The organism is Pusillimonas caeni (genome assembly GCF_003545815.1).
Taxonomy (GTDB): domain Bacteria; phylum Pseudomonadota; class Gammaproteobacteria; order Burkholderiales; family Burkholderiaceae_B; genus Pusillimonas; species Pusillimonas caeni.
This window is the reverse complement of sequence record NZ_PDUW01000001.1, coordinates 620,208-633,957: the sequence shown is the minus strand read 5'-3', so window position 1 is coordinate 633,957 and position 13,750 is coordinate 620,208. Positions and strand designations below refer to the sequence as shown.

At 64.3% G+C, this 13,750-nt stretch carries 17 protein-coding genes; 6 read left to right on the top strand and 11 right to left on the bottom strand.

The features are described 5' to 3' along the window. Positions 1-19: 19 nt before the first annotated feature. Positions 20-901 carry an RNA polymerase sigma factor RpoH gene (gene rpoH, locus CSC67_RS02980; protein WP_118993009.1) on the top strand — a complete coding sequence of 294 codons (882 nt, stop codon included), beginning with the start codon at positions 20-22 and terminating at the stop codon, positions 899-901. A gap of 265 nt (positions 902-1,166) precedes the next feature. Here rpoH and CSC67_RS02975 read toward each other — a convergent pair whose 3' ends face one another. The 5 genes from CSC67_RS02975 to CSC67_RS02955 are packed head-to-tail and all read right to left on the bottom strand — an operon-like array spanning position 1,167 to position 5,192. Next, positions 1,167-1,757 carry an SCO family protein gene (locus CSC67_RS02975; protein WP_118993008.1) on the bottom strand — a complete coding sequence of 197 codons (591 nt, stop codon included), beginning with the start codon at positions 1,755-1,757 and terminating at the stop codon, positions 1,167-1,169. Positions 1,758-1,806: 49 nt separating this feature from the next. Continuing rightward, a complete protein-coding gene (gene cyoE / locus CSC67_RS02970) occupies positions 1,807-2,700 on the bottom strand; it encodes a heme o synthase (protein ID WP_118993007.1) in 894 nt (297 codons plus the stop codon). Further along, complete coding sequence (locus CSC67_RS02965; RefSeq protein WP_118993006.1) at positions 2,697-3,710, bottom strand: COX15/CtaA family protein; 1,014 nt, start codon at positions 3,708-3,710, stop codon at positions 2,697-2,699. The genes cyoE and CSC67_RS02965 overlap by 4 nt, the downstream gene beginning before the upstream one ends. Positions 3,711-3,714: 4 nt before the next feature. Continuing rightward, positions 3,715-4,356 (bottom strand): SCO family protein, encoded by a 642-nt coding sequence (locus CSC67_RS02960; protein ID WP_118993005.1) that lies wholly within the window; start codon positions 4,354-4,356, stop codon positions 3,715-3,717. Positions 4,357-4,394: 38 nt separating this feature from the next. Further along, entirely contained in the window at positions 4,395-5,192 is a 798-nt protein-coding gene (locus tag CSC67_RS02955; RefSeq protein ID WP_118993004.1) for an SURF1 family protein, read from the bottom strand. A 35-nt stretch (positions 5,193-5,227) separates the two neighbouring features. Here CSC67_RS02955 and CSC67_RS02950 point away from each other — a divergent pair, with 35 nt between their 5' ends. Beyond that, positions 5,228-5,434: a twin transmembrane helix small protein gene (locus tag CSC67_RS02950; protein ID WP_118993003.1), complete on the top strand. Its 207-nt coding sequence runs from the start codon at positions 5,228-5,230 to the stop codon at positions 5,432-5,434. Between the two features lie 165 nt (positions 5,435-5,599). Here the strand turns inward: CSC67_RS02950 and CSC67_RS02945 are convergent, their stop codons facing one another. The 5 genes from CSC67_RS02945 to coxB form a co-directional block, all read right to left on the bottom strand. After that, positions 5,600-6,475 carry a cytochrome c oxidase subunit 3 gene (locus CSC67_RS02945; protein ID WP_118993002.1) on the bottom strand — a complete coding sequence of 292 codons (876 nt, stop codon included), beginning with the start codon at positions 6,473-6,475 and terminating at the stop codon, positions 5,600-5,602. Positions 6,476-6,516: 41 nt separating this feature from the next. Then, complete coding sequence (locus CSC67_RS02940; protein ID WP_118993001.1) at positions 6,517-6,741, bottom strand: DUF2970 domain-containing protein; 225 nt, start codon at positions 6,739-6,741, stop codon at positions 6,517-6,519. Positions 6,742-6,754: 13 nt separating this feature from the next. Then, positions 6,755-6,865, bottom strand: a complete 111-nt coding sequence (locus tag CSC67_RS21445) for a cytochrome oxidase small assembly protein (protein WP_017525246.1) — start codon at positions 6,863-6,865, stop codon at positions 6,755-6,757. 8 nt (positions 6,866-6,873) lie between these two features. Beyond that, positions 6,874-8,472: a cytochrome c oxidase subunit I gene (ctaD, locus tag CSC67_RS02930; protein WP_118993000.1), complete on the bottom strand. Its 1,599-nt coding sequence runs from the start codon at positions 8,470-8,472 to the stop codon at positions 6,874-6,876. Between the two features lie 84 nt (positions 8,473-8,556). Continuing rightward, positions 8,557-9,717 (bottom strand): cytochrome c oxidase subunit II, encoded by a 1,161-nt coding sequence (coxB, locus tag CSC67_RS02925; protein ID WP_118992999.1) that lies wholly within the window; start codon positions 9,715-9,717, stop codon positions 8,557-8,559. Here coxB and CSC67_RS21300 point away from each other — a divergent pair. After that, on the top strand, positions 9,674-9,856 hold the full coding sequence (locus CSC67_RS21300; protein ID WP_167752694.1) for a hypothetical protein: 183 nt from the start codon (positions 9,674-9,676) through the stop codon (positions 9,854-9,856). The two genes, coxB and CSC67_RS21300, sit on opposite strands and share 44 nt — an antisense overlap. Before the next feature lie 118 nt (positions 9,857-9,974). After that, positions 9,975-10,802, top strand: coding sequence for an NUDIX hydrolase (locus tag CSC67_RS02920; protein WP_118992998.1), 828 nt, complete (start codon positions 9,975-9,977; stop codon positions 10,800-10,802). Positions 10,803-11,193: 391 nt separating this feature from the next. Here the strand turns inward: CSC67_RS02920 and CSC67_RS02915 are convergent, their stop codons facing one another. Next, entirely contained in the window at positions 11,194-11,418 is a 225-nt protein-coding gene (locus tag CSC67_RS02915; RefSeq protein WP_118992997.1) for a DUF3717 domain-containing protein, read from the bottom strand. Positions 11,419-11,544: 126 nt separating this feature from the next. Between CSC67_RS02915 and CSC67_RS02910 the strand changes: the two genes are divergently transcribed. Together CSC67_RS02910 and glmU are read left to right on the top strand one after the other, a co-directional pair. Beyond that, positions 11,545-12,297 (top strand): PhaM family polyhydroxyalkanoate granule multifunctional regulatory protein, encoded by a 753-nt coding sequence (locus CSC67_RS02910; protein ID WP_118992996.1) that lies wholly within the window; start codon positions 11,545-11,547, stop codon positions 12,295-12,297. 79 nt (positions 12,298-12,376) lie between these two features. Then, the gene (glmU, locus tag CSC67_RS02905) at positions 12,377-13,750 is read left to right on the top strand and encodes a bifunctional UDP-N-acetylglucosamine diphosphorylase/glucosamine-1-phosphate N-acetyltransferase GlmU (protein ID WP_118992995.1); all 1,374 of its coding nucleotides are present in this window, start codon (positions 12,377-12,379) and stop codon (positions 13,748-13,750) included.

The following is a 13,750-nucleotide window of genomic DNA, read 5'->3' as shown; positions in this document are numbered from 1 at the left end:
CAAAGGATAGTCCGAACTGATGACAACACAAACCCAATCTTTGGCTCTGTCGAACAACGCGCTGGCCATGGCTGTGTCCAATCCGGGCGCGCTGGGCACGATCGAAGCCTATATTGGAGCGGTCAACCGCCTGCCCATGCTCACCCAGCAGCAGGAAAGCGACCTTGCGCGCCGGCTGCGCGACGAGTCCGACCTGGACGCCGCCCGCCAGCTCGTATTGTCCCACCTGCGACTGGTCGTGTCGATTTCACGCCAGTACCTGGGCTACGGCCTTGCGCACGCCGATCTCATCCAGGAAGGCAACGTCGGCCTCATGAAGGCCGTCAAGCGTTTCGACCCCGACCGCGGGGTGCGTCTGGTGTCGTTCGCCGTGCACTGGATCAAGGCTGAAATCCACGAATACATCGTGCGCAACTGGCGCATGGTCAAAATTGCCACTACCAAGGCCCAGCGCAAACTGTTCTTCAACCTGCGCCGCATGCGGCCCGACGGCCACACGCTCGATCCGTCACAGGTGGACGATATCGCGCGCGAACTCAATGTGCGCCCCGAAGACGTCAGCGAGATGGAAGTCCGCCTCTCGGGGCAGGAAATGGCGCTCGAGACCCAGCAGGACGAGGCCGACGGCTTCGCGCCCATCACCTATCTGTCCGACGAGGGCGACGAACCCTCCCGGGTGCTCGAGCGCCGTGCGCTCGACGACCTGCAGGGCAGTGGCTTGATGAGTGCGCTCGAAGGCCTGGACGACCGCTCGCGCCGCATCGTCGAGGCGCGTTGGCTGCAGGATGAAGGCGGCGCCACGCTGCACGAACTGGCTGCCGAATTCGGCGTCTCGGCCGAGCGCATCCGCCAGATAGAGGCGGCGGCATTCAAGAAGATGCGGGCGGCGCTCAGCGAATAATTTACATATTGATGCAAAAATGGCCGGAAAAGAGTCGAACTAAAGCCAACAGCGGCGGACTAAACATTATGAGCAATGCTGAGTACAACTCCGGTTGTATTTTGTTCTAACGTCCGCTTCTGCTTCTCCTCAATCCCCTCCCTTTCGAAGCGGATGCTTACGGGACACCAACAAGGTGTCCCTTTTTTTGCCTGCGAAAACGTAGGGACGGCCGCTTTGCGCGAGCCGCCCCGCCGTGCCGCAAAGCGCCAGGTCCAATTCTGAATTACAGCAATTCGCGCACGTCATGGACCACGTCTTCGGCCGGTGCGTCGCCGCGCAGCAGCACCCGGGCTTCGCCGGACTGATCCAGAATGTAGAACGACGAACCATGGTCCATGGTGTAGTCGTCAGGCGTTGCGCCCGGCACCTTGGCGTAATGGGCGCGGAACGACTTGGCCGTCGTGGCCAGTTGCTCCGGCGTGCCTGTCAGGCCGACGAACGAGGGGTCGAAGGCCTTGACGTAGCTGCTCAGCACTTCGGGCGTATCGCGCTCGGGGTCGACTGAGATCATCAGCACCTGCACTTTGCCGGCGTCGTCCCCGAGCAGTTTCATGGCATGGGCAAGCTGGGACATCGAAGTGGGGCACACGTCGGGGCACTGCGTGAATCCGAAGAACACCACGAGCACTTTGCCGCGATAATCGGCCAGCGTGCGAGCTTGTCCGCCGTCGTCCACCATGGCCGTCTCGGCGCCCAGCTTGGTGCCCGAGATGTCGCTGCCGCGGAACTCGGCTTCACCGCAGGCCGCCAACGTCAGGGCCATGGCGCAGGCCAGGCCGGCGAACAAGGTGCGAAGCGAAAAAAACGATGACATACGGGCTCCGTAGACGAAACGGGTGAAGCGGTAAAACAGGGCGTCGGCGCTACAGCGCCAGCATGACCCAGTGGTCGATCAGCAAGGCGCCGAAGACCAGGGCCAGGTACAGAATGGAGAAACGGAACAGCTTGCGCGCCAGGGCGTCGCTGTAGTCTTTGTATAGGTGCCACGCATAGCGCACGAACATGCCGCTGAGCACCACGGCGCAGGCCAGGTACAAAGGGCCGCTCATGCGCACCATGAAGGGCAGCAGGGTGGAGGCGAACAGCACCAGGCTATACAGCAGTATGTGCAGCCGCGTGAACTGGTTGCCGTGGGTGACGGTCAGCATGGGAAGGCCCGACTTGGCGTAGTCGTTGTCGCGGTACAGGGCCAGGGCCCAGAAGTGGGGCGGGGTCCAGATGAAGATGATCAGCACCAGCACCCATGCTTCGGCCGGCACGGCATTGGCGATGCAGGCCCAGCCCAGCGCCGGAGGCATGGCGCCCGAAAGCCCGCCGATGACGATGTTCTGCGGCGTTCTGGGCTTGAGGATGATGGTGTAGATGACGGCGTAGCCCACGAAGGTGGCGAAGGTGAGCCACATGGTCAGCGGGTTGACCAGGTGGTACAGGACCAGCATGCCCAGGCCGCCCAGCACACCCGAAAAAACCAGCACCTGCATATTGGTGATGGTGCCGCGGGCGGTCGCGCGCCGCGCGGTGCGGGCCATCTTGGCGTCGATTTCCTGTTCGATCAGGCAATTGATGGCAAACGCCGCGGCGGCCAGCAGCCAGATGCCGATGGTGCCCGCCGCCACCAGGCCCAGGTCGGGCAGCCCCGGGCTGGCCAGGAACATGCCGATGATGGCGCAGAATACGGCAAGCTGGGTGACGCGCGGTTTGGTCAGCACCAGATACTGGCGCACCAGCGACGGTTCAGAGGCGGATAGACTTGTCATGACGCTATTTTAGCCCGGCCCGCGCGGTACAGGCGCACGATGAGGGTGACGCTGACCAGCACCATGCCGGCGGCTCCGCCGTTGTGCAGCACCGCGATCAGCAGGGGCCATTCAAAAAAGATGGTGGTGAGCCCGGTAAGAAGCTGGGCCAGCAGCAGCGCCAGCAGCAGGGTGGCCGGCCCGGCCAGGCCCGGGTCTCGGCGCAGCTTGAACGCCAGTGTGCCCACATATAAAAAGACGATGAAGGCGAAATTGCGGTGCACCCAGTGTATGGCCGTCAGCGCCTGCTGCGAGATCATTTCCCCCGAAGGCAGCTGGCCCAGGCCGCGAATCAGCGAAAAGCCGCTGCGCATGTCCATGGGGGGCAGCCATTCGCCGTGGCAGGTGGGGAAATCCATGCACGCCAGCGCCGCATAGTTGGTGCTGACCCAGCCGCCCAGGGCGATCTGGATGAACAGCAGCGCCAATCCCGCTGCCATCCAGGGCAGGTAGGCCGCGGTTCGTACCTGTACGACGGGGTGGGGCTTCTCGCGCGCGGCCAGCCAAGTCATCAGGGCCAGCAGGCCCATGCCGCCCAGCAGATGAGTGGTAACGATGATGGGCATCAGCTGATGCGTGACCGTCCAGGCGCCGAAAGCGCCTTGGACGCAGACGGCGATCAGGGTAAAGACCGCCAGGCGGGGCGTGTTGCCCAGCACCTTGCGGTGGCGCCATGCCAGATACACGATGGCGATGATCATCAGGCCCAGCAGCGAGCCCACATAGCGGTGGATCATCTCGATCCAGGCCTTGGGAAAGCTGACCGCGCCGTAGGGCATGGCGGCATAGGCCTCCTGGATATGCTGCGAGGCCCCGATGGGGGTGATCTTGCCGTAGCAGCCCGGCCAGTCGGGACAGCCCAGGCCCGAGTCGGTCAGCCGCACGAAGGCGCCGAACATGATGAGGTCCAGCGTCAGGAACCAGGTCAGGTAGACCAGCTTGCGATAGCGGGCTTTGATGCGGTCGACCATGCCCCTACCCGATGCGCGAGTTGTAAACGAGCTTGCTGATGTCCTTGCGCACGCTGACGGGGTCGGCGTTCTCGGGGAATTCCAGCATCAGGTTGCCCAGCGGATCGATGATCCACATCGGCGCGGCCAGCGCCTGCTGCGCCGGTGCGGAAGCGCCGGGCGTCAGGAAGCCGGCCAGCTTTTCGGGGTCGACGCGCAGGATGATGGTGCCCTTGTAGGCTTCCAGAACCTGTTCGGGAATGGGGGCGTCGTCCGTCACGAACCAGACGCGCGACAGGCGCTCGACGTTCTTGCCCTGGCTGGCGTGCGAGTTGCGCAGGATGAACAGCTTGGTGACGCAGGATTCCGGGCAGGCGCCCTGGTCCGCCGTGGCCAGCACCCATTGCCCTTTCAGGCTGGCCAGGTCGAAGGGCTGTCCGTCTTCGGTTCTGAGGCCCAGGGCTTCGGCGCTGGGTACCGGGCGTTGCGGGCTGATGAGCTTGCCGTAGTTGTTGGCTTCGTCGGGACGAAGCCCCAGCGCCGGCACGTAATAGGCCAGCAAAGCGAACACGATGGGCGCGAGGCACACGATGACGATCCAGACCAGGGGCTGGATGGAGCGCGGTTTCGCCGGTGCGGCGGAAGCGGTGCGAGGGTTGCTGTCCACGAGAATTCCTTGCTGTGGAGGGGGTTGGGTGTCAATGGCTAGCGGGCGCCGGATTTCGCGGCGCGCCTTCGCAGTGCGCGCCAGGCGATCACGATCCAGGCGATGACGGCAATGGCGGCAAAACTGAACCATTGCAGCGCATAGCCGCGGTTGGTGTCTGAATCGGTAGGCGGCAGCGGCCAGTCGCGAACCAGGGCGGCGCCCTGTCCGGCCGCTTCGTCGGAGGTCTGTTCCAGCACGACGGGAAGTAATTTTAAGCCAGTTGCGGCGGCATAGTCCGCGAGGTCCAGATTCTGCACGCGCGGGGGCGCGCCATCGGCCGCCGGAAAGGCCCGGGGCAGGGCGTTGGGATCGCGGCCGCTGAAGGACCACAGCTCGAAAAGCCGCGGCACGCGCTGCCGCAGCTGGCCCGAAACCGCCTGCGTGCCGGCGGGCGGCGCCAGGTCGGGCAGGCGCTCGCCGGGATTGACGGGGCGCGCGACCCAGCCGCGCAGCACCAGCACGGCGGTGTCATCCGTGTCGTCGAGCAGCAATGGGGTCGCCACCCAGAAACCGGGCCGGCCATTGAAATTCCGGTTGTCCAGCAGTACTGTGAAGCGGTGCAGCCATGTTCCGCCGGCCTGGGCCTGGCGCCAGTCCTGAAACTGCCCGGGCGGCGTGTCGGGTCCCAGGGCCAGCGGCGCGCTTTGTCGCCCGCTTTCGATGGCGCGCGAGATGGCGTCGCGCTCGGCGGCGCGGTCCAGCTGCCAGTTGCCCAATGCCACGCATGCGGCGGCAACCAGGGCCAGCAGCGCCAGGGCGGCAATGCGGCGGGCGTTCAGGTAAGGGCGGGCCATGTCTGCAATAATTCTGGTTTCATCGGAGAACCTACATGCGTATCATCGTTATCCTGGCTTTCCTCGGGATATTGGGCAGCCTGGCATCAGCGCTGGTGTACCTCATGCGCGACAAGGGCGGAACCAGCCGCACCGCATACGCATTGACGTGGCGGGTGGGCCTTTCCATTGCGCTGTTTCTGTTCGTGCTGCTGGCGCACCACCTGGGCTGGATAGAAAGCACCGGCGTGGTGTTCAGATAGCTCTGCCGGCGTATGCCCGGGCCGGCCTCGCGGCCGTACCGCGCTTCAATGCCGCCACCCCGGCGCGGCCGGTGCGCGACGTGTTCAAAGCGTAAAAAAAGCCGGCGCAGGCCGGCTTTTTCGTCTGTGCGAAAGGGCGCTTGGCGCGCCCCCGCATGGCAAGGCTTAAAACCAGTAAACGAACAAGTATAAACCGAGCCAGACCACGTCGACAAAGTGCCAGTACCAGGCGGCGCCTTCGAAGCCGAAGTGATGGTCGGCCGTGAAGTGGCCTTTGATCAGGCGGAACAGGATGACCGTCAGCATGGTGGCGCCCAGGATGACGTGGAAGCCGTGGAAGCCGGTCAGCATGTAGAACAGCGAGCCATAGGCGCCCGAATCGAAGCGCAGGTTGAGCTCGTGGTAGGCGTGGAAGTACTCGTATGCCTGGCAGCCCACGAAGAGGAAGCCCAGGATGACCGTAGCGGCCAGCCAGAAGATCGTCTTGCCGCGGTGGCTGGCGCGCAGCGCGTGGTGGGCGATGGTAAGCGTCAGGCCCGAGGTAAGCAGCAGGGCCGTGTTGATCGTGGGCAGCCAGAAGGGGCCGACGGTTTCAAAGGCCTCGACCACGCCTGCGGGTCCGAGATTGGGCCAGGCGCCGGTGAACGAAGGCCATAGCAGCGCCTGGTGCTCCAGGTCGGAGAGCCAGGGCGTGGTGATGGTGCGCACGTACCACAGCGAGCCGAAGAAGGCCGCGAAGAACATGACCTCGGAAAAAATGAACCAGGCCATGCTCCAGCGGTAGGCATGGTCGACGCGCACGCTGTTCAGGCCGCCTTCGGATTCGCGGATGGCATCGCCGAACCAGCCGAACAGCACGACGAACAAAGACAGAATGCCAAGCAGAAAAACCCAGTGCCCGATGGCATAGCTGTTGATCCACAGGGCGGCGCCGACCAGCGCCAGCAGCAGCGAAAAGCTGGCGCGGACGGGATGCGGCGAATCGGCCGGCACATAGTAGTAAGGCGCCTCGTTGCCGTGAGCCGAGTGACTTGCACTCATGGTGATCTCCTACGAATTATCCAATATTGCTGATGTGGACGCTAAACCGCCTGGTTGATGAAGAACTTGGCAACCATGACCAGGGCCACTACGAAAAGCACGGTGGCAATGACTGCCGCGATTATAAGGTGCACGGGGTTGAGCTTGGAAATGTCTTCCTGGTAGCCCTTGCCCTTGCGCACGCCGAAGAACCCCCAGAGCACCGCCTTGAGCGTCTGGAAGAAGTTCAGCTTGCGTTGCGACAGTTCGCGGATGTCGTCGGTCATGGGTGTTGCGCAGCTAGTTCATCAGCGCCGAACCGCGCACGAAGGTCCAGGCAAAGATCGCGATGACGATGATGGCCAGGATGATTCCTGCGATGCGGTTGCGGCGGCGTTGTTCGGGCGTCATGATGTTTTTTACTTGACCACGGGCGGCGTCACGAAGGTATGGAACGGCGCCGGCGAGGGCACGGTCCATTCGAGGCCTTCAGCGCCTTCCCAAGGCTTGGCGGCGGCGGGTTCGCCGCGGCCCGCATAGGCCTTGAGCACCACGTACATGAACAGGATCTGCGACAGGCCGAACCAGAAGGCGCCGATGGTGGCGATCTGGTGGAAGTCGGTGAACTGCGCGGCGTAGTCCACATAGCGTCGCGGCATGCCGGCCAGGCCCAGGAAGTGCATGGGGAAGAACGTGACGTTGAACGAGATCATGGTCGACCAGAAGTGCCATTTGCCCAGACGCTCGTCGTACATGCGGCCCGTCCACTTGGGCAGCCAGTAGTAGGCGCCGCCGAACAGCGCGAACAGCGAGCCGGCCACCAGCACGTAGTGGAAGTGCGCCACCACGTAGTAGGTATCGTGCACCGCGATGTCGATGGGCGCCACGGCCACGATCAGGCCGGTGAAGCCGCCGAGCGTGAACACGAAGATGAAGCCGATGGCGAACAGCATGGGGGTTTCGAACGTGAGCGAGCCGCGCCACATGGTGGCCACCCAGTTGAAGATCTTGACCCCGGTGGGGATCGAGATGAGCATGGTGGCGTACATGAAGTACAGCTGGCCGGTTACGGGCATGCCGGTGGCGAACATGTGGTGCGCCCACACCAGGAAGGAAAGAATGGCGATGGCGGCCGTGGCGTACACCATGGAGGCATAGCCGAACAGGGGCTTGCGGGCAAAGGCGGGAACGATGGCCGACACGATGCCGAAGGCCGGCAGAATCATGATGTAGACCTCGGGGTGCCCGAAGAACCAGAACACGTGCTGGTACAGCACCGGGTCGCCGCCGGCGGCCGCGTTGAAGAAGGCGGTGCCGAAGTGGCGGTCGGTCAGCAGCATGGTGACGGCCGCGGCCAGCACGGGCATGACGGCGATCAGCAGGTAGGCGGTGATGAGCCAGGTCCAGCAGAACAGGGGCATCTTCATCAGCGTCATGCCGGGAGCGCGCATGTTCAGGATGGTGACGATGATGTTGATCGCGCCCATAATCGATGAGGCGCCCAGGATGTGCACCGCGAAGATGGCGAAGTCCATGCCGGGGCCCATCTGCAGCGACAGCGGGGCGTACATCGTCCAGCCCGAGGCGGTTGCGCCGCCGGGCACGAAGAACGAAGCCGTGAACAGGATGGCGCCCACGGGCAGCAGCCAGAAGCTGAAGTTGTTCATGCGCGCGAAGGCCATGTCGGAAGCCCCGATCTGCAGGGGGATCATCCAGTTGGCGAAGCCCACGAATGCCGGCATGATGGCGCCGAAAATCATGATCAGGCCATGCATGGTGGTGAACTGGTTGAACAGTTCGGGCTGGAAGAACTGCAGGCCCGGCTCGAACAGTTCGGTGCGCAGCAGCAGGGCCAGCGTCCCGCCTTCGAGCAGCATCAGGAACGAGAAGATGAGATACATCGTTCCGATGTCTTTGTGGTTGGTGGCGAACAGCCAGCGTCGCCACCCACGAGGCATTTCGTGGTGGTCGTCGTGCCCGTGGCTCGCGGGTACGTGATCGGCAGTAACACTGCTCATGGTGGACTCCTTCCTACTGGATCGAGGCGCCGCTTCGGGCGGCCTCGACGAAAACGTGTGAATTTACAGTGCGCATGACGTGTCCTAGCGTTGAGCGGTGACGTCGGCGGGCTGCACGACCGGGTCCGCGCCTTTGCCGGCATTGGCCCATGCATTGCGCGTATACGTAATGACGGCAGCGATTTCGACGTCGTTGAGCCGGTCGCGGAAGGCCGCCATGGCGGTGCCGGGGTGACCGTTCAGCACAGTGTCGATCTGGCCTTGCTTGGGCGCCAGGACGTATTTTTCGTCGCCTTCGAGGGGCGGGAACGTGGGCGGCATGCCCTTGCCGTTGGCCTGGTGGCAGGCGACGCAGTTGGCGGTGTACACGGCTTCGCCGCGCGCCATCAGGTCTTCTTTGGTCCACTCTTTGGTGGGGTCGTCGGCTGCGCTGGCCAGGGCCTGCTTCTGCTCGGCCGCCCAGGCGTCGAATTCTTCCTGGGTGACCACGCGCACGACGATGGGCATGAAGGCGTGGTCTTTGCCGCACAGCTCGGCGCACTGGCCGCGGTAGGTGCCGGTTTTCTGGGCGCGGAACCAGGTGTCGCGCAGGAAGCCGGGAATGGCGTCCTGCTTGACGCCGAAGTCGGGCACCATCCAGGCGTGGATGACGTCGGCCGACGTGACGATGATGCGCACCTTCTTGTCGACGGGAACGACCAGCTCGTTGTCGACTTCCATCAGGTAGGTGTCGCTGCGCGGCTCGGCGCCCATGATCTGGGTGCGCGGCGTGGACAGCGTGGAGAGGAACTTGACGTCCTTGGCCGGGCCGTCGAGGTACTCGTAGCCCCATTTCCATTGGTAGCCGGTGGCCTTGATGGTGACGTCGGCGCTGGAGGTGTCCTTCATGGCGACCACGGTGCGCGTGGCGGGCAGGGCCATGGCAATGACGATGAGGAAGGGGATGACGGTCCAGGCGACCTCGACGCCCACGTGCTCGTGGAACTTGGACGCCTTGGCGCCACGAGACTTGCGGTGCATCACGATCGAATAGAACATGACGCCGAAGACACCGATGAAAATGACCGTACAGATGATGAGCATCATCCAGTGCAGCCACATGATGTCGTAGGAAATCTCCGTTACCCCCGGAGGGAGGTTAAGCTGGTTGACCCTTGGGCCCCCGGGCATATCTTTGACCTGTGCACTGGCTGCGCCTGCCATGAGCATTGCGCCTGTTCCCAGTACCCCTCTCAACTTCTTCATGCTGACCTCGAAATACGGAGTGCCTTCGCCGAATGACGAGTCGAATCAAGGCGTGATTGAGACGCCCTTTGGAAAAGGCACAATGATTGGATGGCAGGCTTTTCTGGTGCTGGGCCTCAAGACTGCCTGCTCGATTTAATTGCTTAGAGACCGCAGAATTATAGCGAACTGACGAACTCTTGGTTGCCGCCCCCTACATATTAGGCTTCTGGACGGACGTTGGTAAAGCGCAAAGGGCCTTACATTACAATTGCCGCATGAACCCTCATCCAGCCAGATCGCTGCTTCCAACGCTCGAGAAACGCTACGGCCGGCTCGTGCCCCGCATCCAGCAATTGCCGCCTTCCGGCTCGCGGCCGCTGACCGTGACGGGCCGCGTCGCGGGCTGGATCACGCCGCGCGCAACGCGCGCGCTGGCTGCGCTCGAAGGCGTGCGGATCGAGCCCGAGGCGGTGTGCATCGACGGCGCGGCGGCCGGCCGCCGGCTGCAGATCAATCAGGTGCTGGCGCAGGCCGCCTTGCTGATGCGCGATGCGGGCTGCCTGCGTGCCTGGCGCGACGAACTGCTGGACGTGGTCGGCGAGGGCAAGACCCTGGGCGTCATCGAGCGGGCCGCCATCCGGCCGCTGGGCATGCTGACCCGCGCGGTGCACCTCAACGCCTGGACGCCGGACGGCCGCCTGTGGATTGCGCTGCGCTCGGCCGCCAAATCGACCGACCCCGGCATGTGGGACACGCTGGTCGGCGGCCTGGCCGTCGCGGGGGAAACCCTGGACGCTTCGCTGCTGCGCGAAAGCCAGGAAGAGGCCGGGCTGCTGCCGGAACATCTGAAACAGCGTTCTCCGCTGCGCATCATCCTGCGCATGCATCGGCGGCTGCCCGAGGGCTACCAGGTGGAAGATGTGCTCGTCAGCGAATGCGTGCTGGACGACTCGGTGTCCATGAGCAATCAGGACGGCGAGGTCGACGAGATCCGCGCGGTCACCATCGACGAGGCCTGGTCCCTGATACAGGAAGGCCGTTTCACCGTCGAGGCCGAGCTGGTGGTGATCGAAGGCCTGATACGGCGGCTGCTGTCTCAATGAGGTGTTTTTTGAAGGTAGCTAATTTGAGTTGAGTCCTTAAACGCCGCTGGAGGCGGGACAGCTTGAAACGGTCGGTCGGGCGGTCCGAGGCAGCGCCCTCCAACGCCCGTTTCAAGCTGTCCCGCCTCCAGCGGCTTATGTCGGGGCAAGCCATACAAGCTAGTGTTCTATTGTGAGGCAGGGGAGTATTTGGATCTTGCCTTATGCGAGACGCCTCAGCTTAAGATGTTTGCATCCTGGGTCAGCCGCCGATGCAAGCCGTCGGAGGCGATGCTGTTTGGGCCGGGCGTTGGAGGGCGTTGCCTCGGACCGCCCGACCGACCGGCCCAAACAGCATCGCCTTCGGCGGCGTTTAAGAATACAGACGACGCCCAAGAGTCAAATTCAAAAATCATCGCCGCGCCGCGGCTTCCCACTCGGCCAGAGCCTGCCGCGCCTCGTCCGACAGCGCCTCGGCTTCGATTTCGCCGCGCGACTCGTAGATCATCAGCGCATAGGGCTCGGCCAGGGCCGCGGCCTGGGGGCACAGGGCCAGTTCCTCGCCCCGGGAGGGCGAAAGATTGCGCCAATAATTGATGGCGGCTTCCAGTTCGGTCAGGGGATATAGGCGTTTCATGGTTCGCTGGACGCGCCGGTCCGCGTCGAAGGCTGCATCGATTAGACGATGGGCGTCTGTTCAGTTTAAGCTTACAGCATACGCAGATCGGCCATCGCTTCCAACTCCATGCAGCTAGGAGCCCTCATGAACAGCCAGAACAGCAACCCCTTTGCCCTGCCCGGATTCGGCCAGGCCGGCGACTTGTCGCACAACCCCTTGCTGGCCAGCATGGAAATGATGCGTCAGGCCTGGCAAGGCCTGGCCACCTCGGGCGTACTGACCCAGCCGCCCATTTCCGCGGCGCTTGCCACCGAAGACCTGGACCGCCGCATCAGCGACCTGCGGGCGGTCGAGAACTGGCTGCGCATCAATATGTCCATGCTGGCCAGCTCCATCCAGGCGCTCGAAGTACAGCGCGCCACCATCGCCACCCTCAAGTCCTTCGCCAACGTGCCCGGCGTGCCGGCCGATTCCGGCGACAATCCTTCGCCGCTCGAAGTGGCGCTGGGCATCAAGCCGTCCGGCCAGGCCAAGATCAAGACGCCGGCCCAGGTGCGCGAAGGGGCCGACACGCCGCAGGCTTCCTCATCCGACCCGGATGCCCAGCGCATCCCGCTTCAATCCGATCCGGCGGCGCTGTCGGGCGCCGCCCAGGGCTGGTGGAACATGCTGCAAAAGCAATTCGACACGCTGGCGGCGGCCACCGTGGCCGGCATGCAGGCAGCCCAGCCGGCTCAGTCGGACGCCGCCAATGGCGACAAGCCCCGCAAGGCCCCCGCCAAGCGGGCTCGCGCGGGCTCTTCGGCAAAGCCGGCGGCCGGCGCGGCCCCGGCGGCCAAGACCAAGGCCGCCCCTTCGGCCCGCAAGCGGGCCGTCCGCCAAAGCCGCAAGGCTTGATTCCTCGCTTACCGTACGCGGGCGGCGCGTCCGCCGCCCCGCCCACTCATTGTTTTCAACACTCGTCTCATAGAAATCCATGCTGAACATCGTGATTTTGGCCGCGGGCCTGGGCAAGCGCATGCAGTCGGACCTGCCCAAGGTTCTTCATCCGCTCGCCGGAAAACCCATGCTTGCGCACGTCCTGGACAACGCCCGCCAACTCGAGCCCGATCGCATCGTAGTCGTGGTCGGGCACGGAGCCGAGCGCGTCGAGCAGGCCTTCGCCGGCCATGCCGACCTGAGCTTCGTCGTGCAAAGCCCCCAGCAGGGCACGGGCCATGCCGTCCAGCAAGCCGTGCCCTTGCTGCTGCAGGGCGATGCGGGGCGCGACACCACGCTGGTGCTCTATGGCGACGTGCCGCTGGTGCAGGCCGCCACCTTGGCGCGCCTGCTCGAGGCCCGGGCCGACGGCATGGCGGTACTCACCGAGAAGCTTGCCGATCCCACGGGCTATGGCCGCATCGTGCGTGACGATCGCGGCCAGGTCGTGCGCATCGTCGAGCACAAGGATGCTTCCGAAGCCGAACGCGCCATCGACGAAGTCAACACCGGCATCCTGGCCGCGCCGACCGATCGCCTGAAGGACTGGCTGGGCCGCATCGACAACAACAATGCCCAGGGCGAGTACTACCTGACCGACGTCGTGGGGCTCTCCGTCGCGGACGGCGTTCCTGTCAGCGCCGCCCACGCCGACGCCTCATGGGAGACCCTGGGTGTCAATAGCCGGATCCAGCAGGCCCAGCTCGAGCGCATCTGGCAGGGCGAACAGGCGCGCCGCCTGCTCGAACAGGGCATCACCCTGGCCGATCCGTCCCGCTTCGATCTGCGCGGCAGCCTGCGCTGCGGGCGCGACGTCTTCATCGACGTGGGCTGCGTGTTCGAGGGCGAGGTCTCTCTGGCGGACGGCGTGCGCATCGGGCCGCACTGTGTCGTCAGCCAGGCCGACATCGGCGAGGGCACGGTGGTCGAGGCCTTCAGCCATGTGCACCAGGCCAGCGTCGGGGCGCAGGCCCGCATCGGTCCCTACGCGCGTCTGCGGCCCGGCGCCGAAGTGGGCGACGAGGCGCATGTGGGCAATTTCGTCGAAATCAAGAAAAGCCGGCTCGGCCGCCAGGCCAAGGCCAACCATCTTTCTTATATAGGCGATGCCCTGGTGGGCGAGCGGGTCAATATCGGCGCCGGCACCATCACCTGCAACTACGACGGGGTGAACAAATTCCAGACCGTCATCGAGGACGACGCCTTCATCGGTTCCGATACCCAGTTGGTGGCGCCCGTGACGGTGGGCCGCGGCGCCACGCTGGGCGCCGGCACCACCCTCACCAAGGACGCGCCGGCGGGCCAGCTCACGCTGTCCCGCAGCGGGCAAAAAACCATCCCGGGCTGGACGCGCCCCGTCAAGAAAGCCTGA